General features: G+C 44.2%; 23 protein-coding genes. 20 read left to right on the top strand and 3 right to left on the bottom strand.

Annotated features, from left to right (window positions below; genetic code table 11):
• The first annotated feature begins 119 nt into the window (after positions 1-119).
• Entirely contained in the window at positions 120-467 is a 348-nt protein-coding gene (rplS, locus tag ACFOJ8_RS07890; RefSeq protein WP_380654914.1) for a 50S ribosomal protein L19, read from the top strand.
• Positions 468-507: 40 nt separating this feature from the next.
• On the opposite strand, the gene ACFOJ8_RS07885 is transcribed toward rplS, so the two are convergent.
• The 3 genes from ACFOJ8_RS07885 to ACFOJ8_RS07875 are packed head-to-tail and all read right to left on the bottom strand — an operon-like array spanning position 508 to position 4442.
• Entirely contained in the window at positions 508-3123 is a 2616-nt protein-coding gene (locus tag ACFOJ8_RS07885; protein ID WP_380654911.1) for a YfhO family protein, read from the bottom strand.
• A 4-nt stretch (positions 3124-3127) separates the two neighbouring features.
• The gene (locus ACFOJ8_RS07880) at positions 3128-3511 is read right to left on the bottom strand and encodes a GtrA family protein (protein ID WP_380654908.1); all 384 of its coding nucleotides are present in this window, start codon (positions 3509-3511) and stop codon (positions 3128-3130) included.
• Positions 3489-4442, bottom strand: coding sequence for a glycosyltransferase family 2 protein (locus ACFOJ8_RS07875; RefSeq protein WP_380654905.1), 954 nt, complete (start codon positions 4440-4442; stop codon positions 3489-3491). The genes ACFOJ8_RS07880 and ACFOJ8_RS07875 overlap by 23 nt, the downstream gene beginning before the upstream one ends.
• A 102-nt stretch (positions 4443-4544) precedes the next feature.
• On the opposite strand from ACFOJ8_RS07875, the gene ylqF reads away from it, so the two are divergent.
• From ylqF to ACFOJ8_RS07780, 19 genes are all read left to right on the top strand, one after another.
• Positions 4545-5396: a ribosome biogenesis GTPase YlqF gene (ylqF, locus tag ACFOJ8_RS07870; RefSeq protein WP_380654902.1), complete on the top strand. Its 852-nt coding sequence runs from the start codon at positions 4545-4547 to the stop codon at positions 5394-5396.
• On the top strand, positions 5393-6157 hold the full coding sequence (locus ACFOJ8_RS07865) for a ribonuclease HII (RefSeq protein ID WP_380654900.1): 765 nt from the start codon (positions 5393-5395) through the stop codon (positions 6155-6157). Before ylqF ends, ACFOJ8_RS07865 begins: the two co-directional genes overlap by 4 nt.
• A gap of 81 nt (positions 6158-6238) precedes the next feature.
• Entirely contained in the window at positions 6239-7408 is a 1170-nt protein-coding gene (gene sucC / locus ACFOJ8_RS07860; protein ID WP_380654898.1) for an ADP-forming succinate--CoA ligase subunit beta, read from the top strand.
• Between the two features lie 17 nt (positions 7409-7425).
• Positions 7426-8334, top strand: coding sequence for a succinate--CoA ligase subunit alpha (gene sucD, locus ACFOJ8_RS07855; RefSeq protein WP_380654895.1), 909 nt, complete (start codon positions 7426-7428; stop codon positions 8332-8334).
• Between the two features lie 154 nt (positions 8335-8488).
• The gene (gene dprA, locus ACFOJ8_RS07850; protein WP_380654892.1) at positions 8489-9289 is read left to right on the top strand and encodes a DNA-processing protein DprA; all 801 of its coding nucleotides are present in this window, start codon (positions 8489-8491) and stop codon (positions 9287-9289) included.
• A 105-nt stretch (positions 9290-9394) separates the two neighbouring features.
• The gene (topA, locus tag ACFOJ8_RS07845) at positions 9395-11461 is read left to right on the top strand and encodes a type I DNA topoisomerase (protein ID WP_380654889.1); all 2067 of its coding nucleotides are present in this window, start codon (positions 9395-9397) and stop codon (positions 11459-11461) included.
• A 201-nt stretch (positions 11462-11662) separates the two neighbouring features.
• Entirely contained in the window at positions 11663-12544 is an 882-nt protein-coding gene (gene xerA, locus ACFOJ8_RS07840; protein WP_380654886.1) for a site-specific tyrosine recombinase/integron integrase, read from the top strand.
• Between the two features lie 4 nt (positions 12545-12548).
• Positions 12549-13088 carry an ATP-dependent protease subunit HslV gene (gene hslV / locus ACFOJ8_RS07835; RefSeq protein WP_145285369.1) on the top strand — a complete coding sequence of 180 codons (540 nt, stop codon included), beginning with the start codon at positions 12549-12551 and terminating at the stop codon, positions 13086-13088.
• Positions 13089-13102: 14 nt separating this feature from the next.
• Complete coding sequence (hslU, locus tag ACFOJ8_RS07830) at positions 13103-14473, top strand: ATP-dependent protease ATPase subunit HslU (protein ID WP_380654883.1); 1371 nt, start codon at positions 13103-13105, stop codon at positions 14471-14473.
• A 19-nt stretch (positions 14474-14492) separates the two neighbouring features.
• Positions 14493-15260 carry a GTP-sensing pleiotropic transcriptional regulator CodY gene (codY, locus tag ACFOJ8_RS07825; protein ID WP_380654881.1) on the top strand — a complete coding sequence of 256 codons (768 nt, stop codon included), beginning with the start codon at positions 14493-14495 and terminating at the stop codon, positions 15258-15260.
• Positions 15261-15417: 157 nt separating this feature from the next.
• Positions 15418-16182, top strand: coding sequence for a 30S ribosomal protein S2 (rpsB, locus tag ACFOJ8_RS07820; protein WP_380654878.1), 765 nt, complete (start codon positions 15418-15420; stop codon positions 16180-16182).
• Positions 16183-16283: 101 nt separating this feature from the next.
• Positions 16284-17162, top strand: a complete 879-nt coding sequence (gene tsf, locus ACFOJ8_RS07815) for a translation elongation factor Ts (RefSeq protein ID WP_380654875.1) — start codon at positions 16284-16286, stop codon at positions 17160-17162.
• Positions 17163-17230: 68 nt separating this feature from the next.
• Entirely contained in the window at positions 17231-17953 is a 723-nt protein-coding gene (gene pyrH / locus ACFOJ8_RS07810; RefSeq protein ID WP_380654872.1) for a UMP kinase, read from the top strand.
• Between the two features lie 15 nt (positions 17954-17968).
• Entirely contained in the window at positions 17969-18526 is a 558-nt protein-coding gene (frr, locus tag ACFOJ8_RS07805) for a ribosome recycling factor (protein ID WP_380654869.1), read from the top strand.
• 128 nt (positions 18527-18654) lie between these two features.
• Complete coding sequence (locus ACFOJ8_RS07800; protein WP_380654866.1) at positions 18655-19407, top strand: isoprenyl transferase; 753 nt, start codon at positions 18655-18657, stop codon at positions 19405-19407.
• Position 19408: 1 nt separating this feature from the next.
• Positions 19409-20197, top strand: a complete 789-nt coding sequence (locus ACFOJ8_RS07795) for a phosphatidate cytidylyltransferase (RefSeq protein ID WP_380654863.1) — start codon at positions 19409-19411, stop codon at positions 20195-20197.
• 21 nt (positions 20198-20218) lie between these two features.
• Complete coding sequence (locus ACFOJ8_RS07790; protein WP_380654860.1) at positions 20219-21343, top strand: 1-deoxy-D-xylulose-5-phosphate reductoisomerase; 1125 nt, start codon at positions 20219-20221, stop codon at positions 21341-21343.
• Positions 21344-21347: 4 nt separating this feature from the next.
• A complete protein-coding gene (gene rseP / locus ACFOJ8_RS07785) occupies positions 21348-22631 on the top strand; it encodes an RIP metalloprotease RseP (protein WP_380654858.1) in 1284 nt (427 codons plus the stop codon).
• 11 nt (positions 22632-22642) lie between these two features.
• Complete coding sequence (locus ACFOJ8_RS07780) at positions 22643-24331, top strand: proline--tRNA ligase (RefSeq protein WP_380654855.1); 1689 nt, start codon at positions 22643-22645, stop codon at positions 24329-24331.
• Positions 24332-24360: the final 29 nt, after the last annotated feature.

Here is a 24360-nt window from a genome sequence, read left to right as displayed (position 1 = left end):
ATTTTTCCCGTTGAAACCGCATGGTGATTATGGTAAAATTATACGAGTGTCAAAGCACACATATACACAATCATCCGCTGCTATGATCGGCAAGATAATTGGAAGAAGGAGAAGATAATATGTCACAGCAATTAATTAACGATCTGACAAAAGAACAGCTTAAATCAGATCTACCGGAATTCAAACCTGGAGATACAGTACGTGTGCACGTACGTATCGTCGAGGGTTCACGTGAGCGTGTCCAGGTTTTCGAAGGTGTAGTAATCAAGCGTCGTGGAGGCGGAATTTCCGAGACATTCACAGTCCGCAAGGTTTCCTACGGTGTTGGTGTTGAGCGTACATTCCCTGTACACACTCCAAAAATCGAGAGAATCGAAGTTACACGCCGTGGTCGTGTACGTCGTGCGAAACTTTACTACCTACGTAACCTGCGCGGTAAAGCTGCACGTATCAGAGAAATCCGATAGAACTATAAAAATGCCTGACAGTTTAGCTGTCAGGCATTTTTTATTTGCGGCGACTGATTCTACTTCTGGTTCCAAACAAATCGAGATAGAAGAAGCCAAGAAGCAAGGACAGAATACTCACCATCAATGTGAGTAAATAGTAGGGTGGGGTGTAGGAAATCGTAATCACACGATCATCGGGACCTAGCGTAAATCCGGTCATCAGATAATTTGCACGGAAAGCTTCGAGGTCTCCGGAAGCATCTCCTGAAACTTTCATGCCATCCCGATAGATGATAGGAACGCTAGCTATGCCTGCTCTCGGTTCGGCTAAAGTGATCTGGTAAGCATTGTCCTGCTCGAATAAAGTATACTCTGGCTCTGGCTCTGCGCTTTCTCGCTCAAGCAATTCATAATCCTCGATGTAGACACTCTTAATTTCCACTGCATACTTTCCACTTGAGAAGGTAATTGGAATTTCTTCTTTTAATGGCACTCGATAAAGGAGGTCGTCAGCATAAGTACGGTACTTGCTTGTAGCAAATAGCCGTTCATTAGGATAACCATCAACATTGATAGTAAATCGTTTGTTTGGTTCGATCATTCTGACGTACATTTCGATATAGACATCTGAATCTTCGTAGGTGTCCACCAGAGAGTCGAAGCTAAAGCTCAGCCCGCCACCATCCTCCGGAACTTCTAGAACATCATCGGAGTAAATCGCATTCTCGGCTTCGACTGAAACTTCATTAAGTACATCTTCCATTGGTTCAGCGGCTGCGGTCGGTTCAAGCGCGTTTGTCACAATGCCGTCTAGCATAGCATGTTCCCTGGCAAGCGGATGATTGAGGGTATCAGGGTCATAGACATCTGTTGCATACCTCAAGAAAGGCAGCTGAGATTCGTTTTCATAAATCGTGTAGGTACCATCATCTATGATTGGACTAAATTTTGCCGGGATGCCGTAAGTATTGTCATCTCGCATCATGTAATCCACGTTGAACAGGGAGAAGAGGTTGCTACGTGACTGGAATGTGGAGTATCGGCTGATGGTTTCGTAGCGGAGGTTCACTTTTAGATCATTGTAGTAAAAGTCGATGATGTTACCATCAATGATACTCGAATATATGCTTGTTCCGCTAAATCCCATATACATTGGTGTATTGTCTTGGTCCCTAACTTTATAATCAATTTTTTGCTCGGGCGCTTTCATATCCTTTAGAAGCTCTATGTTGTATTTCTGGAGATCGCTGGCGTAGTGATTGCTATTGATATAAAAGAGATGGTTGCGATCGGTGATTCCGCTATGGTAGATTTGCGTATTCGTATGAGACGCGCTCACAATAATTGTAAAAATGACGATTAGTACAGCATTTATACCCTCAAGCAGTGGCCGACTGCCTTTCATATAGATAACTAAAAATCCAACTAGATGGATAACGGGCACTAGATAGACCCAAATGACAATATCATCTTTAAAATATATTGAGCATGTCAAAATAATATACACTGGAATTAGACTGATTAAATACTGGCGGATGCTGATTTCCTTGAAATAGGTAAAATATTGTGCGATGAGTATCGCATGGAAAAAAACAAGCATGTAATGCCAACGCTTTTGTGGCTGCTGGAAGCCGTTAAATAGCAGATCGACATACGGAGATAAGGTAAACAGCATAAAAACAACGGTCAGTATGGCGAACATTTTATAGAAGTAACGTACATATAACCTTTTTGTAAACAGTGCTTGAATAGCGATGAAAAGAATAATGACAAGGTAGTTTTCGTAAAAGATATTGTCCTGCCAATTCAACTTTTCAAATATCGGCACGTCCACTTCGTATTCACGTCCGTCATTGTTTAAAAATCCGCGTACTGCATGAAAGAATGCGAAAGCGGATATCCCAGCACCGATTACAGCTGAAGGTACTGCAAGTTTAACCGTTTCGACGCGTGGCAAATCTCCATGTCTTTTGAACAGAAGCCGTACAAAGAGGTAGAGGATGGCAACGATCAGCTGATAATAGCCGAAGTAGAAGTTATTGATAAGTGTGGCAGCTGTCGCAAAGATGAACAGACCAGGTTTTCTTTTTTGAATGATCAGTTCCAATGCCCATAGCGTCAGCGGTAGCCATATGAAAACGTCGCTGAAGAAGGACCAGAAAACTGTAAACCGGAAATAGGTCGGAGACGCTGCGAAAATAAAGCCACCTATTATACCATATAACGGACGGGTGCCGATTATACCAAGGAAGCGATATGTAAAATAGATGATAAGAAATGCTTTGAAAATGGAAATAAAGAATGCATTATATGCCCAAAAATCAATGGTTGAAGTGTCGAATCCGATTAAAAGATCTCCGATTCTGACAAAGAGGATGTTGATGTAGTAAACAATGTTCGTTGAATAATAGTACGCAAGATCGGTGTAGAAGTCACCACCAAGTCCAAAATCAGTATCGTAAAACCATCTGCCTTCCTTGAATTTCTCATATAGATAGAGTTGCATGGGTAGCATCTGCTCAATGCCATCATTGGCACCAGTCATAAACACCTGATTTTTAGTGTCGGTAGGTGAAAGGAACCGCCACAATACATAGGCGTGGGAAATGACTGCGAGAAGAGCAATAATTATAATGTACTTTAGTGCATGCAGCCGAGATTTCGTTGTATCCATCCTATCAACCTTTCTTGTCTTTCAGCACCCACCGTGTAATGCTATAGGTAATTGGTACAGTAATGATCAGTACTGGGAGTGGCGCCAGTATTTCACTCCACCCCAGGCAATCGACGAGCAGATATAGGAGTAGGGTCTGCAAGCCCATATTGATGACTTGAGTCAATGGAAACTTTAAAAATTTGCGAAGTGTCGGCCTGACGTGATAGACGAAGTGGCAGTTCAGGAAATAGGAAATGATAAAAGCTGTGATGAAGCCGCCAAAGTGTGCCGCAATATAAAACAAGCCAGTGTACACAAGGAATGTGTAGACACCATAGTAGATACCTGTATTGACGATGCCGACTATAACGAATCGGATAAACTCACCGAGTGTACTGCTTCTCATGGTGTCCTCCCTGTTCTGCTTCATATGCGGATGATTCCCTGATAATGTACTTCGGTCGATTCTTTGTCTCTATATAAATACGTCCGACATACTCGCCAATAATCCCAAGGGAGAAAAGTTGGATACTTCCGAGCAGGAGCAGGCTTGCGATAATGGTAAAGTAGCCCGGTACCTCGACACCATGGATGGCAATATTTACGAACATGTAGAGGATATAGGCAACGGAAGCCAACAGCACGACTAGCCCAAGATAAAAGCATGCCCTGAGTGGGCGATGATTGAAAGCACTGATGCCGTCTATCGCATAATCTAAAAGCTTGAGCGGATTAAACGTCGAATTACCGGACTCGCGTTCAATATGATTGAATTCGATGACTGTCTTATTGAAACCGACCCATTCGAAAATTCCTTTTGAAAATCGATTATTCTCACTGAGCATCAGGATGGCATCAACTACTTTCCTTGAGATCAGCCTGAAATCTCCTTCACCATCTTCAAGGTGCACTGTACTTGTGAAATTCATCAGCTGATAAAAGAGTTTTGAAGGGAGGCGGCGTGAGAGTGGCTCTTTGGCCTTATTTCTTTTTGCTACAACTTGGTCATAGCCCGCTTCATATTGTTCTATCAGCTCGGAAATCAATGAAGGCGGGTGTTGCATGTCCCCGTCCATAATAATGACAGCGTCTCCTGCCGCCTTCTCAAGACCAGCAATGATGGCTGCTTCCTTGCCAAAATTCCTGGAAAATGAAAGATATCCAGTATCGGATCCGTCAATTTTTCTGAGCTCAGCCAATGTATCGTCTGTTGATCCGTCGTCGATAAAAAGAACCTCGTACGGGCGGTCGATTATTGTCATTACAGATACGATTTCTTGGTGGAGTCCAGGTATATTTTCAGCTTCATTAAGCACAGGAACAATAATCGAGATCATTTTCCCACCTCCTGTGATTTTATTAAACATTGGTATTATTATATAATATAGGAATAAAATAATGAAACAAAATAAAATGAGATATAAGTAGAGGTGCTTCACATGAGTATCAACTGGTTTCCAGGACACATGGCAAAAGCAAGAAGAGAAATAGAAGAGAATCTGAAGAAAGTGGACGTGGTCATCGAAATACTTGATGCCAGAATCCCACATTCCAGCCACAATCCGATGCTCGATGAAATCACCCAGCATAAGCCGAGAGTTGTCGTGCTGAACAAGGTCGATATGGCTGATAAGCAGGCAACCGATGCATGGATGGCAAAGTTTAAAAGTGAGGGCAAATATCCAGTGGCACTTGATGGCAGGAACAACCAAATCATTAAAAGGATTGAACCACTGGCAATTCGTGCAACAGCAGAAATTTTCGAGCGGATGCAAAAGAAGGGCATCGGGCGCCGTGCCATCCGTGCGATGATCACAGGCATACCGAATGTCGGCAAGTCCACCGTCATAAATAATGTAGCTAAAAGGAAGATTGCCAAAACCGGCAATACACCTGGAGTAACAAAACAACAACAATGGATCAAAGCAGGGGAGCAGATGGAACTACTCGATACACCAGGTATACTGTGGCCGAAGTTTGAAGATGAAATTACAGGCAAAAAACTGTCTTTGACAGGTGCGATTAAGGATACGGTAGTACCGCTCGACGAAGTGGCTATCTATGGGATCGAATTCCTCTTGACACACGATCCAGCGCGGTTCAATGCCTTCTACAACATTAATGTTTCTGAATCCGACGATGTCGTTGACGTTTTCGATGCAATCGGCCGCTCACGTGGTCTTAAGGCAGGCGGTAATGAGATTAATTATGAAGCGGTCACTAATCGAGTTATCTATGATATTCGTAATGGTAAGATTGGCAGCTATACTTTCGATGAGGCGGATGCATGAAAACAATAAAAGAGGTTGAAGTTGAGGTTTCATCCTACGATACAATTGAAGAAGTCAACACTTCCATCCATACCCACGATAATCGCAAAGGAGTTATCCGGTTGCTTGAGAAGCATCGCAGACGTATTACAAGTGAAAACAAGTTAAAAGCTAAGTACAGTACTATGAGTCAATACGAAAACAATTTAAGAGAGAGTGTCCACTACATCGCGGGGCTTGATGAAGCTGGTCGTGGTCCAATCGCCGGCGAAGTCGTGGCCGCTGCCGTGATCTTGCCTGAGGGATTCTATCTACCGGGGCTTGATGACTCAAAGAAACTTTCATTAAAAAAACGGATGGCTTTTCGTGAGGTCATCATGGCGCAGGCGGACTACGGTATCGGTATTGCAAGTGTGGAAGAGATTGATGAGCTAAATATCTACCAGGCTAGCCGACTCGCCATGAAACGGGCAGTCGAGAATCTTAAGGCGGCGCCCGGTCATCTGCTCGTTGACGCAATGACTCTGGATATGGGTATTCCAGAAACATCCATCATCAAAGGAGATGCCCATTCCGTGTCCATCGCTGCCGCGAGCGTCATCGCCAAAACCGAACGAGACATGATGATGGCACAGTATAATGTCTCATATCCGGGCTATGGATTTGACAGTCATAAAGGCTACGGTACAAAGGACCACTTGGAAGCACTCTATTCTCTTGGCGCAAGCAATATCCATAGACAGACATTCGAACCTGTAAAAAGTATTCTTTCGAATATATAATTTTGTGAATTCAGTTTACTTTGATGAATACCTTTTCTATAATTGGATGGTAAGGTTTAAAAAAGTCTTAGGAGGATGAACATGAATATCCATGAGTATCAAGGGAAAGAAATCTTTCGCTCCATGGGCGTAGCCGTGCCTAACGGTAGTGTAGCGTATACACCTGAGGAAGCTGTGGAAGCAGCAAAGAATCTGGATTCAAATGTATACGTTGTCAAAGCACAAATCCATGCCGGTGGCCGTGGTAAAGCGGGCGGCGTCAAAATCGCCAAATCACTTGATGAAGTGAGAGAATATGCAAAAGAACTTCTCGGTAAAGTCCTCGTTACACATCAGACAGGTCCTGAAGGTAAAGAAGTAAAGCGCCTTCTTGTCGAAGAGGGATGTGACATCCAAAATGAATTCTACATCGGTTTCGTCATAGATCGTGCAACGGATCGTGTTGTATTGATGGGTTCTGAAGAGGGTGGTACGGAAATCGAAGAAGTGGCAGCAGAAACGCCTGAAAAGATTTTCAAGGAAATCGTTGATCCTGTAGTCGGACTTATGCCATACCAGGCAAGAAGACTGGCCTTTAATATCAATATTCCAAAGGAGTCTGTAGGCAAAGCAGCTAAACTTATGCTTTCCTTATACAATGTGTTTATTGAAAAAGACTGTTCAATTGTAGAAATAAATCCACTTGTCACTACTGGAGAGGGCGGCGTACTTGCGTTAGACGCCAAAGTCAATTTCGATGCCAATGCACTCTTTAGAAACAAGGATATTGTTGAACTTCGTGACAAGGATGAAGAGGATCCGAAAGAGATCCAAGCGTCTAAATATGATCTTTCCTATGTTGCGCTAGACGGTAACATCGGTTGCATGGTCAATGGTGCTGGTCTTGCGATGGCGACCATGGATACAATCAACCACTTTGGCGGTAAGCCCGCAAACTTCCTTGATGTAGGGGGCGGTGCAACGACAGAGAAGGTAACAGAAGCTTTCAAAATCATCCTTGGTGATGAAGGGGTTGAAGGCATCTTCGTCAACATCTTCGGGGGTATCATGAAGTGTGATGTCATCGCTGAAGGTGTTGTCGGAGCCGTTGAAAATGTTGGTCTCGACATTCCACTCGTTGTGCGCCTAGAGGGAACGAACGTCGATCGCGGCAAGGAAATCCTTGAGCAGTCCGATTTCGACATCATCCCTGCAAGTACTATGGCAGAAGGTGCACAGAAGATCATCGAAGCAGTCAATCAAAATAAATAATAACGGAGGAATCTACTGTGGGTGTATTTATCGATAAGGATACGAAAGTCCTAGTTCAAGGTATTACTGGATCAACAGCACTGTTCCATACGCAGCAGATGCTTGAATATGGCACGAAAATTGTAGCTGGCGTCACACCAGGTAAAGGCGGACAGGAAGTCGAAGGCGTCCCAGTCTTCAATACGGTCGAAGAAGCAAAAGAGCAGACGGGTGCAAGCGTATCTGTTATCTACGTACCGGCACCATTTGCAGCAGATGCAATCGTCGAATGTGCCGAAGCGGAGCTTGACCTTGTTATTTGTATTACAGAGCACATTCCTGTACTCGATATGGTCAAAGTGAAGCGATATCTAGAAGGTAAAAAGACACGTCTCGTCGGACCTAACTGTCCAGGTGTTATTACTGCAGATGAGTGCAAGATCGGCATCATGCCAGGTTATATCCACAAGAAGGGCCATGTTGGTGTTGTCAGCCGTTCTGGTACATTGACTTATGAAGCAGTGCATCAGTTGACGGAAGCTGGGATCGGACAGACGACGGCTGTCGGTATCGGTGGTGACCCGGTTAACGGCACAGATTTCATCGACACTCTAAAGGCATTCAACGAAGATCCGGAAACAGAAGCTGTTGTCATGATTGGTGAAATCGGTGGTACAGCAGAAGAAGAAGCCGCTGAATGGGTCAGAGACAACATGAACAAGCCGGTTGTCGGTTTCATTGGTGGTGTTACAGCCCCTCCAGGTAAACGTATGGGTCATGCAGGTGCGATTATCTCAGGCGGCAAGGGTACAGCGGATGAGAAAATCAAAACGATGAATGCATGCGGCATTGAGACTGCAGATACGCCATCTGAAATTGGCGAAACGCTTATCAAACGTATTAAAAAAGAAGATGGACTCTATGAGAAGTGTCTAACTGTAAAGTAAATTCAATAAAAGTGGATGATCCCACTCGGAAGCACGGAATCCTTAACAGGAATCCGTGCTTTTTTTCATTTTCTTCCAAGTAATTTAACCGTATGGTAAACAGAAAAAACCCTAGTTTCTACTATAATTATTCATATGAATAAGGAGGGGTCGTATGGATAGTATCTGTCTTAGCTATGCGGGTGTGACAGCACTTGAACATAAAGTAATACGTGGAGAAGCTGTAGGAAGAATGACAGAGGGGTTGAAGCAGAAACTACACCAAGCAGAAAAGATGCAGAAGGGTGCACTCACTGAAGGTCTAATGGAGGAAGGAATTGGGTATATGACCATTGAAGATGCAGAGTATCCTCCCATTTTAAGGGAGATTCACGATCCACCGTATATACTGTACTATCGTGGTGACGAGACGCTCTTGAAGAGAAAAATGCTTGGAATTGTCGGCAGTAGAAAAGCCACCCATTATACGAAAAGAACACTTCAAGCAATTATGCCGCAGCTGGATAGCCAGATTGGGATACTCTCTGGGTTGGCATATGGTGCCGATGAACTTGCACACTTAAAAGCAATGGAGAATAACATGGCGACAATCGGGGTACTTGCATTCGGCCACCGAACCCATTATCCTTCAAGCACGAGGAAAACGAGATTAAAGATGGAACGCGAAGGTCTGGTCATAAGCGAATATCCGCCAGGTACTGGCATTGCAAAGTGGCGATTTGTTGCGCGGAACAGAATCATAGCCGGACTGTCGACTGGGGTTTTTGTTACGGAAGCGGAAGAAAGCAGCGGGAGTTTAATTACGCTCGATATGGCTCTTAGCGAGAATCGCCATGTCTACTGCCTGCCGGGAAATATTCATGCTCCCCAGTCAAAAGGACCCAACTTAAGAATACAAGAAGGTGCCAAAATGGTACTGTGCGGTGCAGATATAATGGAAGATTTCAGAGAGTAGTTTTCAGGGAACCATGAAAATTTAAAATATATTATAGTTGACAAACAATTTTGGTTCACTGTAATATTTGGATTTGAAAACACAACAAAAGGGGGCAATCGAGCTGTGGCAGATAATCTGGTCATTGTAGAATCACCTGCGAAAGCCAAGACGATAGAGAAATACCTCGGCAAACGCTACAAAGTTGTTGCGTCGATGGGTCACGTTCGCGACTTGCCTCGCAGTCAAACGGGGATAGATACTGATAACAATTATGAGCCTAAATATATTACAATTCGCGGAAAGGGGCCTCTACTCAAAGATTTGAAGAAAGAGGCCAATAAAGCGAAGAAGATATTCCTGGCAAGTGACCCGGACCGCGAAGGTGAAGCAATTGCATGGCACTTGAGTCATGCACTCGGGGAAGATAAGGAATACTACAGGGTAGTCTTCAACGAGATAACAAAGGATGCAGTAAAGGAAAGTTTTAAACATCCAGGGGAAATAAATCAAAAACTGGTAGATGCACAGCAGGCGCGTCGTATACTTGACCGTCTTGTCGGTTATAACATATCGCCGGTATTGTGGAAAAAGGTCAAAAAAGGGCTGTCGGCAGGTCGTGTACAATCCGTCGCACTCAAGTTGGTTATCGATCGTGAAAATGAAATCAGGGCATTCAAACCAGAAGAATATTGGAGGATCACCGGCCAGTTCAAGTACGGTAAAAATACATTTGAGGGCAAGTTCAATCGTCTGACAGATGAAAAAATCAAACTGAAGACCAAGGAAGATGTCGACTACGTGTTATCCAAACTTGATGGCGACACATTCAATGTTGATTCTGTTGAAAAGAAAGAGAAGAAACGTTTCCCTTCGAAGCCGTTCACGACGTCTTCCCTTCAGCAGGAAGCGGCGAGAAAACTCAATTTCAAAGCGAGAAAAACAATGATGGTCGCGCAGCAGCTCTATGAAGGAATAGACATTAAAAAAGTGGGTACAGTCGGACTGATCACCTACATGAGAACGGATTCCACGAGAATCTCTCCTGTTGCACAAAAAGAAGCAACTGATTATATAGAGAATGAATATGGGAATAAATTCGTTGGCGCCAAGCCGTCAGCAAAGAAGGCCGAAGGCAGCCAGGACGCCCATGAGGCTGTACGCCCGACTTCAGCGAACCGTACACCGGAGAACATGAAACAATATCTATCTCGCGATCAGTACCGGTTGTATAAACTTATCTGGGATCGTTTCATTGCCAGCCTGATGTCGCCAGCAATATTGGACACTGTACGTATGGAAATGTCCAACAATGGTGTCGTCTTCAGAAGTAATGGCCAAACAATCAAATTCAAAGGATTTATGCAGATCTACGTGGAAAGCAAGGACGATGAGGAAGAGGAGCTTGACAACCGTCTACCGGAAATAGCTGAAGGTGAGACGACGAAGTCCCAACAAATCGATCCCAAACAGCATTTCACACAGCCACCACCGCGCTTTACCGAAGCGCGACTTGTTAAAACACTTGAAGAAGTCGGAATTGGCCGACCATCGACTTATGCACCGACGCTTGATACCATTCAGAAGCGGAACTACGTTAAAGTCGATCAGAAACGTTTTATTCCAACAGAACTGGGTGAAATTGTCAACCAGTCAGTAACCCAGTACTTCCCAGATATTATCGACATCGATTTCACGCGGACCATGGAGAAAAGTCTAGATGATATCGCTGAAGGTGATGCATCTTGGGTAGCTGTCATTGATGAGTTCTATAAAGGGTTCGAACCACAAGTTTCCCGTGCAGACGAGGAAATGGAGAAAATAGAGATTAAAGATGAACCAGCAGGTGAAGACTGCGAGAAATGTGGGTCACCAATGGTCTTCAAGATGGGCCGCTACGGTAAGTTCATGGCATGCTCGAATTTCCCTGATTGCCGCAACACCAAAGCGATTGTTAAATCAATCGGCGTCAAATGCCCGAAATGTAACGAGGGAGATGTCGTTGAACGTAAATCCAAAAAGAACAGAATCTTCTTTGGTTGCGATCGCTACCCGGAATGCGACTTCATTTCATGGGATCGTCCAATCGGCAGAGACTGTCCGAAGTGTGAGCATTATCTGGTCGAAACTAAAAAAGGTAAGACTGCGAAAGTGAAATGCACGAACTGTGATTACGAAGAAAAGGCTGAGTGACAAAGGTATCCATATTTCTATATGGGCCTTTTTATTGCGCTCGCGCAAAATATTATAAATATTCATATTATTTTGTGCAAAATAGAATGAAATGGTTTAATATGTATTATTGGATACAAGAAATCCATACCTTCTGTAAGCGGCTGTATCTCAAAATTCAATTGTTTCTGCAAAGAAATATATTGCGAAGGCGGCGATTTGATGAATCAGCTTGAAAACTTCTTACAACAGCTCATGTATCAACGGAATCTTTCCGCTCATACTGTCAGTAACTATAGAAGGGACATTACAGAATTTATACTTTTCCTTCGGGAAGAGTCATTATCCATTGAAACGTTCAAGTACGTGGATGCGCGGAATTATTTGAACATGCTGTATCGTAAGCAGTTGAAGAAATCTACGGTGTCGAGAAAGATATCTGCGTTAAGAAGCTTCTATAACCATCTGATTGATAAGGGCGATATAACTTCCAATCCATTCACCAGTCTCCCGAACCCGAAGAAAGAAAAACCACTTCCGGGCTTTCTGTATGAAAATGAGGTGCGTGGGCTTTTTGACTCTTTGGACCGAAATGCTAAGATGCATGAACGAGATCGTGCCATTCTCGAACTATTCTATGCGACCGGTATGCGAGCATCGGAACTGCTTAGTCTGACCCTTTCACGTATCGACTTCGACTATGGACTACTGAAGGTGATCGGGAAAGGTAATAAGGAACGTGTACTGCCCTTTGGAAAGCATGCTGCTGACGCAATGAAATGCTACATTGATACGCATGGAGATAAGATCGAAATGGATGGACCATTATGGATCAACCATAGAGGAGGACCTTTGACAGATAGAGGGTTAAGATATGTAATCGATATGCTAGTAAAAAAAAGTGCTAGTGACCTTCACCTTCATCCCCATAAGATCAGGCATACCTTCGCAACACACATGCTAAATAATGGGGCCGATTTGAGAGCAGTGCAGGAACTGCTCGGTCACGAATCACTTTCGACTACTCAGAAATATACCCATGTATCGAAGGAACAGCTTAGAAAAACCTATCTAGAACATCATCCAGCTAATCAGAAGAGGTGAAACAATGGCAATAAAAGGAACTACGATATTTGCCATCCGTCATAACGGTAAGATGGCGATGGCAGGAGATGGTCAGGTTACACTTGGCAACCAGGTTGTCATGAAGCACACTGCACGTAAAGTAAGGCGTCTGTTCGACGACAAGGTTGTCGCAGGATTTGCAGGCAGTGTTGCGGATGCATTTACACTATTTGAGAAATTTGAAGCAAATCTTTATGCGTATAACGGTAACATGACGCGTGCAGCTGTAGAGCTTGCCAAAGAGTGGCGGGGCGATAAGATCTTAAGACAGCTTGAAGCGATGCTGATTGTCATGGATAAGGAGACCTTGCTGCTTGTTAGTGGCACAGGAGAGGTCATCGAACCGGACGATGGCATCCTTGCTATTGGTAGTGGTGGCAACTTTGCCCTTAGTGCGGGGCGTGCCATGAAACGACATGGAGACGCCCTCAGTGCTGAGACCATTGCAAGAGATAGTTTGTTGATCGCCAGTGAGATTTGCGTATTTACAAATGACCATATTACTGTAGAAACGATTGAATAAAAGGAGCGTTCGAATTGAGACAAAATCTTACTCCGCGCGAGATTACGGCCAAGCTTGATGAGGATATCATCGGTCAGCAGGAAGCAAAACGCAAAGTGGCGATTGCAATGCGCAACCGATATCGCCGCATGTTGCTTGATGCTTCACTAAAAGATGAGGTCATACCTAAAAATATACTGATGATTGGACCGACCGGTGTTGGTAAGACGGAGATTGCTAGAAGGATGGCTAAATTAACTGGCGCGCCGTTTTCGAAAGTAGAAGCGACAAAGTTCACCGAAGTGGGTTATGTCGGCCGCGATGTCGAGAGCATGGTGCGAGATTTGGTAGAGGCAAGTGTTCGTATGGTCAAAGAAGAAAAGATGAAACTCGTAGAGGACGATGCTCTGAAACTCGCAGAGGAACGACTTGTTGGCTTACTTGCTCCAGGGGAAAAACGCACCCAGTCGAGTTCCAATCCTTTTGAGATGTTTATGAACCAGCAGACTGACGATGATCACGAGGAAGTGACGCCCGAAGTAAGATCGAAACGCCTGAACTTAAGGGAAAAGCTTACAGCTGGTCTCCTTGAGGATGCGGATGTGACGATCGAGGTGGAACAGGAGCAGAATCCGATGGGCATGATGACGCCTGGCATGGATACTGGAGGTATGCAGGACATGTTGAAGCAATTCATGCCGAAGAATAAGCACAAGCGTACAATGCCGGTCAAGAAAGCACGGGAATACCTAAAGCGTGAAGAGGCGGAAAAAATTGTCGATACAGACAATGTTAATGATGAAGCTATTTCACTTGCAGAAACAATGGGCATCATCTTCATTGATGAGATGGACAAGATTGCCAAAGGTAGTCAGAATTCAGGAGATGTCTCAAGAGAAGGAGTCCAGCGTGATATTCTTCCAATTGTTGAAGGCAGTACAGTTCAGACAAAGTACGGCCCGATAGATACCGAGCATATCCTCTTCATCGGTGCTGGTGCCTTCCATGTTGCTAAACCGAGTGATCTGATTCCTGAACTGCAAGGGCGCTTCCCGATCCGTGTCGAACTCGACAAACTCAGAACGGAAGACTTTGTCAAGATACTGAAGGAACCTAAAAGTTCCATGATCAAGCAGTACGAAGCGCTCTTAGCAACAGAAGAGGTATCCATTTCATTCACCGACGAAGCAATAGATGAAGTAGCATCAATTGCGTTTGAAGTGAACAACGACACAGATGATATTGGTGCCAGACGCCTCCATACTATACTTGAAACTTTGCTTGAAGAACTTCTATTCGAAGCGAGTGGCATGCAAGGCGCACAAGTAGAGATTACAAAGCAGTACGTAGAATCAAAACTGAACAAAATTAAGTCCGATAAGAATTTGAGTGCTTTCATACTATAAACCTAAAGGAGAAATATCAATGAACCTATTACAGAAAACAAGAGAAATTAATAAGCTGATCCAAGGCAACCACGGTGTAAAAGTAGATTTTAAAGAAGTATCAGAAAAGGTAAGCCGAGTACTTGAGTGTAACGTATTCATTGTTTCACGCAGAGGGAAGTTGCTTGGTTATGGCATCAATCAAAAAATAGAAAACGATCGCATCGTAGACATGCTGGAGGAAAGAAGATTCCCCGATGAATATGTAGAGCGGATTATGAAGATCAACGAAACTCAAGAAAATATAGAATTTGAAGATGACCTTACTGTCTTCCCGACAGAAGACTCTTTCCAAGACTCTGAAACATGTATCGTACCAGTATTCGGTGGCGGTGAGCGTCTTGGCACACTAATTCTCGGTCGCATATCCGAAGTGTTTAAAGAAGAGGACTTGGTACTTGCAGAGTACGCAGGAACAGTAGTGGGTATGGAGATTCTCCGTGAGAAACAAGAAGAGATCGAACAAAAGGCACGGGATAAGGCGAGCATCGCAATGGCGATCCGTTCCCTGTCATACTCTGAGAGAGAAGCCATTGAACACATCTTTGATGAGCTCGATGCAGATGAAGGCCTCCTCGTTGCATCGAAAGTCGCAGACCGTGTAGGCATTACACGTTCTGTCATCGTCAATGCACTGCGCAAGCTCGAAAGTGCTGGTGTCATCGAATCCCGTTCCCTAGGTATGAAAGGTACCTTCATTAAGGTCAAAAAAGAAGACTTCCTGCCTGAGCTTAGAAAAGAGAGCTAGGTACCAATGTTTGGGTTTGATTTAAAGAATGATATGTGTTATAGTATTAAACGGCTGAAAACAGCCCACTACACACAGTAGAGTGAATTGGAGACTGGTGCCTTACGGTCGTTTCCAAAGCTGTACTGGAGGAAAAAACCAGAGGAGGAAATAAATCATGGCAGTAATTACTATGAAACAACTGCTTGAAGCAGGTGTACATTTCGGACACCAGACACGTCGTTGGAATCCTAAAATGAAGAGATACATCTTCACGGAAAGAAACGGCATCTACATCATCGATCTTCAAAAGACAGTCAAAAAAGTAGGGGAAGCTTACGATTTCGTAAAGAGCGTCTCTGAAGAAGGCGGAAAGATTCTGTTTGTTGGTACTAAGAAACAGGCTCAAGATGCCATCAAAGAAGAAGCTGAGCGTGCAGGTCAACTTTATGTGAACCAAAGATGGCTCGGTGGAATTCTCACAAACTACAAAACAATTTCAAAACGTATCAAACGTATTGATGAAATTGAAAAAATGGAAGCGGACGGCACTTTTGAAGTACTTCCTAAGAAAGAAGTTATGGAACTCCGTAAAGAATACGATCGTCTGATCAAATTCCTCGGCGGTATCCGTGACATGAAGGAAATGCCTAAAGCACTTTTCATTGTAGACCCTAGAAAAGAACGCAATGCAATCATGGAAGCTAAAAAACTTAACATCCCAATCGTCGCAATGGTTGATACCAACTGTGATCCGGATGAAATCGACTATGTTATCCCAGCAAACGATGATGCCATCCGTGCGGTCAGACTTATGACAAGCAAAATGGCTGACGCAGTGCTCGAAGGCCAGCGCGGCGTATCTGACGAAGAAGTCGCTGCAGAACAGAATATCGATATGAACGAAGGTTCAGAAGAAGCTGTAGAAGCAGGCGAAAGATAATAAAGTGTTAGACAATGGTGATAAGTAGCTTATTCTTATCACCATTTTTAAAAGATGGGAAGGTTTTCCCGGTCAACAATACGATTCCAGGAGGATGAAAAATGGCTATTTCTGCAAAATTAGTTAAAGAACTGCGTGAAAAGACTGGCGCTGGCATGATGGATTGTAAAAAAGCGCTTCAGGAAACTGATGGTGACCTTGATAAAGCGGCAGACTATCTCCGTGAAAAAGGGATTTCCAAGGCTGCTAAAAAAGCGGACCGTATCGCTGCTGAAGGTATCGTACATGTGGCATCCAAAGGCAATGACGGTGTAATCGTCGAAATCAACTCTGAAACTGACTTCGTTGCACGTAATGTCGAGTTCCAGCAGCTTGTGAAAGATGTTGCGGACCACATCCTTGAAACAAAACCAGCTGATATCGAAGCACTTAACGCTTCTGAAATGAATGGCAAGAAAGTCGAAGATGTCATGAACGAAGCAGTAGCTAAAATCGGTGAAAAACTTACACTCAGAAGATTCGCTCTTGCTGAGAAGACAGACAACGATGCTTTCGGTGAGTATCTTCACATGGGCGGGCGCATCGGCGTTCTGACACTTGTTGAAGGTTCCACTGATTTCCAGGCGGCAAAAGACGTTGCGATGCACGCTGCTGCTTTGAACCCTAAATATGTCTCCAAAGATGAAGTATCACAAGAAGAACTAGATCATGAAAGAGAAGTTCTAAAACAGCAGGCCCTAAACGAAGGCAAACCTGAAAAGATTGTCGACAAAATGGTGGAAGGTAGAATGCGTAAGTATCTCGAAGAGATCTGCATTGTAGATCAGCCATTTGTTAAAGATGCTGATCAGACTGTCGCACAGTTCCTGAAATCAAAAGGTGGAGAACTGAAGACATTCATCCGCTTTGAAGTTGGTGAAGGTCTTGAGAAAAGACAAGAAAACTTCGCGGATGAAGTAATGGGTCAAGTGAATAAATAAAAAAAAGACACTTCGGTGTCTTTTTTTCTAAACAGATAGAACATTAAACTATGTAAGGATGGAGACATATGCCTGAAACTTCCAAATTTAAACGTATTGTACTTAAACTGAGCGGAGAGGCCCTGGCTGGAAATGATGGTTTCGGCATCAACCCAGTCGTAATTAAAAACATTGCAGAGCAGGTTGCGGACGCAAAAAGTCTCGATGTTGAGATTGCCGTTATTGTTGGCGGTGGGAATATTTGGCGCGGTAAGATAGGCAGTGACCTTGGTATGGATCGTGGCACTGCGGACTATATGGGAATGCTTGCGACAGTGATGAATTCGCTCGCATTGCAAGACAGTCTTGAGCAGCTTGGCTGTGAGACGCGTGTATTGACATCGATTGAAATGAAGCAAGTTGCTGAGCCCTACATCAGAAGACGTGCGATCAGACACCTTGAAAAAGGACGCATCGTCATTTTTGCAGCAGGAATCGGTAATCCGTATTTCTCTACCGATACAACTGCAGCACTGCGCGCAGCCGAAGTTGAGGCGGATGTCATCTTAATGGGTAAAAACAATGTTGATGGCGTCTACTCTGCAGATCCGAAGTTGGATACGACCGCTTTCAAGTACGATACATTGACTTATATGGAAATGTTGCAGGAAAATCTACAGGTTATGGATGCAACTGCTTCATCCTTTTGCATGGACAATGATATACCGCTTGTGGTATTTTCGATTACAGAAGAGGGTAACATCAAACGTGCTGTTTCAGGCGAGACCATTGGTACGGAAATTAAAAAGTAATAGGAGAGAGATAGTATGAGTGAATCTGTCTTGAAAGACACCAAATCGAAAATGCAGAAATCCTTGGATAACCTAAGCAGGGAACTTGCTGCGATTCGCACGGGTCGTGCGAATTCAAACATGCTGGATCGCGTGACCGTCGACTACTATGGCGCGCAGACACCAGTTAACCAGCTTGCAGGTATTTCAGTACCTGAAGCTCGTATGATTACAGTAACGCCATATGATAAAGGGTCTGTAGATGATGTACTCAAAGCCATCCAGCAAGCTGACCTCGGGGTTAATCCGACAAGCGATGGTACAATGATCCGAATCACTGTCCCTCAGCTCACAGAAGAGCGCCGTAAGGAATTTGTAAAAGATGCACGTAAGGAAGGCGAGAGCGCGAAAGTTGCGGTCCGTAATGTCCGCCGCGATGCCAACGATGAACTCAAAAGTCTTCAGAAAGATGGAGAGCTGACTGAAGATGACCTTAAGGGATATACAGAAGATGTCCAGCAGCTTACAAATGACTACATCGAGAAAATCGATAAGATGTGCGATGAAAAAGAAAGCAGCATCATGGAAGTCTGATTTATTGTTCATAGGCAGGATATTCCTGCCTGTTTTTTTATGTCCTCTATTTTGTGGTAGAATAAAGTGATTGAGGACTATATATCATCAATGTATACTAATAATTATAATGCTTCAGGAGGATTGTTATGTTTGGTTGGAAGAAGCACAAGAAGACCGATTCCGATAAAGCGCTGCCCGAACATATCGCCATTATCATGGATGGAAATGGCAGGTACGCCAAAAAGAAAAATAAACCAAGAGTGCATGGTCACTATGAAGGCATGCAGAATGTAAAGAGCATTACAAGGCATGCTTCGGATCTCGGTATAAAGTATTTGACGCTGTATGCTTTTTCCACAGAGAACTGGTCCCGACCTAAAAGTGAAGTCAGCTATCTCATGAAACTGCCGGGGGATTTTCTCGGTACATTCCTGCCTGAGCTCATTGAGAAAAACGTCAGGATAACGACCATTGGAAATATGGACGGATTGCCCATACATACAAGGAAAGCTGTACAGGACGCAGTAGATAAGACCGCCGGAAATACGGGTTTGAACCTTATATTTGCACTTAACTACGGGGGACGTGACGAAATCATCCAAGCTTTCCAGGCGATGGCTGAAAAAGTATCAGACGGCGGGCTTTGTGCTGAGGATATTACGCCTGAGATGCTCAATGACTATTTGATGACGTCCAGTGTGCCCGATCCGGAGATGCTCATACGTACAAGTGGAGAATACAGATTAAGCAACTTCCTGTTATGGCAGTCATCATACAGCGAGCTGTTTTTCACAGATACGCTGTGGCCTGAATTTACAACAGACGAACTCGACCATATGATTTCCCAATACCGTAAACGTGAAAGAAGGTTTGGGGGACTTAACCAGGAGGAGGAATGATATGAAGACGCGGACAATTACTGCATTACTCGCTTTATTGATTTTTGTACCTATTGTTGTCTTGGGTTCATGGCCGCTGCTCGCTATCGTTTTTCTTCTGGCCTATACTGCATTGTATGAAATTCTCAAGATGAACAGGATTCATATTTTTTCAATACCCGGAATGCTGTCCATGGTGGCGCTCTTTATAATCATGATGCCACAAGAACCTTACATGCCATATATATCCGGCTTTCAGGTCGACCTGATTATTGTTATGGCGCTGCTCATGTTGAGCTTTACAGTGATTAGCAAAAACAGGTTCTCTTTTGTGGATATGGGGTTTTGCGTACTTGCCGTCGCCTATGTGGGCATTGGCTTCATGTATTTTTATGAAACGCGTGAAGCGGGCATCATCTACATACTCTACGGACTATTGATTGTCTGGGTCACGGATACCGGGGCCTATCTTTTCGGTCGTGCAATGGGCAGGAGGAAGCTCTGGCCTCAGATTAGTCCAAATAAGACTGTGGAGGGCTTTCTCGGTGGTATTTTTTGCAGTGTACTCCTGGCAGTTGTCTTCTATTTCACAGGATGGATTGACGGCATAAATGTATTTCTGCTATTGGTGCTTACGATGATACTGAGTGTCGCAGGACAGCTTGGTGATCTTGTAGAATCTGCATTGAAACGCCATTTCGATATCAAAGATTCAGGTCAACTGCTTCCTGGCCACGGTGGTGTGCTTGATCGTTTCGACAGTTTCATCTTTGTTCTGCCACTGATGAATATACTACCGCTGATAAATTAAACCGAAATATAGGTGAATCTAATGAAAACAATTTCCATTCTAGGGGCAACGGGTTCCGTTGGAACACAAGCCCTGACGGTGATAAATAATAATCCAGAATACTTCAAGCTTGGTAGCATCTCCATCGGCTCAAATATAGAGCGTCTGGAAGAGATACTTAAGACGTTTCAGCCGCGACTCGTCAGTGTGGGCAATGATGCCGATCGTTTGGCACTTCAGAGCAAATACTCACACATAGAATTCACTTCCGGAGAAGTGGGCCTACTCGAAGTAGCCACGGACGACTCGGACCTTCTTCTTACAGCCATAATGGGGAGTGTAGGACTTGAGCCTACAATCGCAGCGATTGAAGCAGGCAAGGATATAGCGCTTGCCAATAAGGAGACACTTGTTGCAGCAGGTGATATTGTTATGGCCAAAGCAAAAGAAAAGAATGTATCTATTATTCCAGTGGACTCCGAACATTCTGCAATATTTCAGTGTCTGCGTGGCGAGAAAAAGAGTGAGATGAAGCGCATCATTCTGACAGCCAGTGGCGGATCGTTCCGAGACCTCTCGCGAGAAGCACTCTCTAATGTGACTTTGGAAGATGCACTTAATCATCCGAACTGGTCGATGGGACGCAAAATTACCATTGATTCTGCAACAATGATGAATAAAGGGCTCGAAGTCATTGAGGCTAAGTGGTTGTTTGATGCAGAGGTTGATCAGATTTCTACCATCCTTCATCGGGAGAGCACCATCCATTCCATGGTTCAATTCGTCGATAACAGTATCATGGCCCAAATGGGTACGCCGGATATGAAGACGGTCATTCAGTTTGCTTTTAGTCATCCAGATCGTCTCCCAACCAATGATTCGCTGGATCTCGACGCACTCAGTCAGCTGAATTTCAGACCGATGGACCTCGAACGATTTAAAATGCTTAGTCTTGCTTACGACGCAATCCGTGCAGGTGGCACCATGCCGGCAGTCATGAATGCATCAAATGAATATGCAGTGGCCCGCTTCCTAAATGGAGAAATCTCATTTCTAGAAATAGAAGAGATTGTCGAATCCCGGATGTCTGAACACAAAGCGGTACAAGATCCGGATCTCGATACAATTCTATACTACGACCGGCTTTACAAGTCTGATATGAGGTGATGCAATGACCGGTATTTTAGCTTTTATTGTAGTTTTTGGTGTACTGGTGACAGTACATGAACTGGGGCACCTAATATTTGCCAAGCGGGCAGGTATCATGTGTCCTGAATTTGCCATTGGTATGGGTCCTAAGATTTTCTCATACAAGTATAACGATACACTCTATACTATCAGGCTGTTGCCTGTAGGTGGGTATGTAAGGATGGCCTCTGAGGAAATGGAGATTAATCCTCTTAATGCCGGCATGCGGGTACAGCTTAAAACAAACGACAGCGATCAGATTACACACGTTATACTTGATGACAAACATAACTTCACTCAAATTGAAGAAGTGGAAGTCATCGATTCAGACATAACAAAAGAAATGTTCATCCGCGCGAGTCGTCTGCATGACGGTGAAGAAATCTTATACTCACTTGCTGATGAAGCTTATTTCGTAGAAAACTCCCAACTTGAGCGTATTGCGCCGAGATCGGCACGTTTCGAATCGAAATCGGTCTGGAACCGTTTCATGACACTGGCTGCTGGTCCTCTGATGAACTTTGTACTCGCTTTTGTACTGTTCACACTGCTGTTCTATATCAATGGTAAGCCTTCCGAGGAGCCAGTTGTTGGTCTTGTCGGTGAAGATACACCAGCCGAGGAAGCCGGGCTCGAGGCAGGCGATCGTCTAGAAACGATAAATGGTGAACCCGTCAACAGTTGGGGCAATATGTCATCGATCATACAGCAAGAAGGCGGCCAACCTCTAGACATCACTGTGTCGAACGATGGACAGGAGCGTCAGGTAGAACTGACACCGATAGTGGATGTTACCGAACTTCCCGATGGTACAACCAATGAACGGCTAATCATCGGAATTGGTCAAGAAATGGAAAGGGGAGCCCTATCCCCGATACTATGGGGTGCTGAGCAGACATATGAAATGGGGACAATGATATTCCGTCTCGTGGTTCAGATGTTCGGCAGTATCGTCAATGGTACATTTTCTTTTGATATGCTAAATGGACCTGTAGGCATATATAAGGTGACTGAAGAAGTCGCCGCCCAAGGACTAATCACACTGATCAACTTTACGGCAGTATTAAGCGTCAATCTCGGCATTATGAATCTGTTGCCAGTTCCAGCACTTGATGGTGGCCGTATTCTGTTTGTTCTGTACGAGGGGATTTTCAGGAAGCCATTGAATAAAAAGGTAGAGCTGAACATCCAACTCGTTGGTGTATTATTTTTGCTTATAGTCATGGTTCTTGTAACATGGAATGATATAAAGACATTTTTCCTTTAGGAGTGAAATGAATGAGACAATCCAGAATGTTTATACCTACGATGAGAGAGACACCGCAGGATGCGGAAAGTCTGAGTCATCGCCTTATGCTGAAAGCCGGCATGATCAAGCAGATGGCCAGTGGTATATATACGTATTTGCCAATCACCAAACTTGTACTCAATAATATCGAGCAGATTGTAAGGGAAGAGATGAATGCCGTCGGCGGTGTCGAAATCCACATGCCGGTGCTGCACCCGAAGGAACTGTGGCAGGAATCGGGCCGATGGGATGCATACGGCAGAGAACTTATGAGAATCCAAGACCGTCACGATCGGGACTTTGCACTGGGACCAACGCATGAGGAGATGATTACAGCGCTTCTTCGCGATGAGCTGAAGAGCTATAAGAAGCTTCCTTTGACACTGTTCCAGATACAGACAAAGTTCCGCGATGAGCTGCGCCCACGTTTTGGATTGTTGCGTGGCCGTGAGTTCATCATGAAAGATGCATATTCCTTCCATAGTGATGAAGCATCGCTCGATGAAACGTACAATGACATGTACAACGCGTACTCGAAAATCTTCTCGCGCGTGGCGTTGAATTATCGGGCAGTTGAAGCAGATTCCGGTGCAATCGGTGGTAGCCATACACACGAATTCATGGCGCTGGCTGACATTGGTGAGGATACCATTGTTTATACTCAGGGCAGCAACTATGCAGCCAATATTGAAAAGGCAGCATGTCCAGCACCTGAATCTATAGAAATTAACAGTAGTGAAAAAGTCGGCAAGATCGAGACACCAAACGTTTCTACTTGTGCTGCTTTGGCGGAACATATGGGAATCTCTATTGAAGAAACAACGAAAACAATGATTATGCGTATCGGTAATGACTACGCTATGATACTTCTTCGTGGTGACCACGAACTAAACGATATCAAAGTGAAATCCTATTTTAAAACTGATGACGTTGATTTTGCGACAGACGAGGAGATCAGAAATCTACTAAATGCCGACCCAGGCAGTCTTGGTCCGGTCAATACGGATCTACCAGTCTACCTCGATTATCAGGTGCGGAACATGCAGGACTATCCAACAGGGGCCAATGAAAGTGGCTATCATTTCATCAATGTTAATCACGAGAGGGATTTCGAAGTGGAGGACTATGATGACTTCCGTTTCATTACAGAAGGAGAAATGGTCCAAGACGGTAGTGGTCCGGCCAAGTTCATGAAAGGGATTGAAGTAGGTCAAGTGTTCAAACTCGGCACAAAGTACTCCGATTCCATGAACTTGAATGTACTAGATGAAAATGGTCGGAGTGTGCCTGTGCTCATGGGATGCTACGGCATCGGTATATCACGGACGCTCTCCGCAATCGTTGAAAGTCACAGCGATGATCGCGGCATTATCTGGCCAAAATCTGTTACACCATTCGATATTCATGTTATTACAGCCAATCCGAAGGATGCGGAAGCTGTTAAAATAGCTGAGGAACTCTACGAATCACTTAGTAGTAGATATCGTGTGCTTTATGATGACAGAAAAGAGCGCGCTGGTGTAAAGTTTGCCGATTCTGATTTGATCGGATTGCCGTATAGAGTCGTTATCGGTAGAGGAGCTAAAGAAGGCAAAGTAGAAGTAAAAGCAAGAAACAGTGAAGATTCGATGGATCTTGCGATTGATGATGTGCTGCAGTACCTAGAAGTAAACTATTAGAAGAAGTCATGCGCGTAAATCTTAGATTT

The sequence above is a fragment of the Salinicoccus sesuvii genome (assembly GCF_042648145.1).
GTDB classification, from domain to species: domain Bacteria; phylum Bacillota; class Bacilli; order Staphylococcales; family Salinicoccaceae; genus Salinicoccus; species Salinicoccus sesuvii.
The sequence above is the reverse complement of the archived record's forward strand: the minus strand, read 5'-3'. Positions and strand labels throughout refer to the sequence as shown.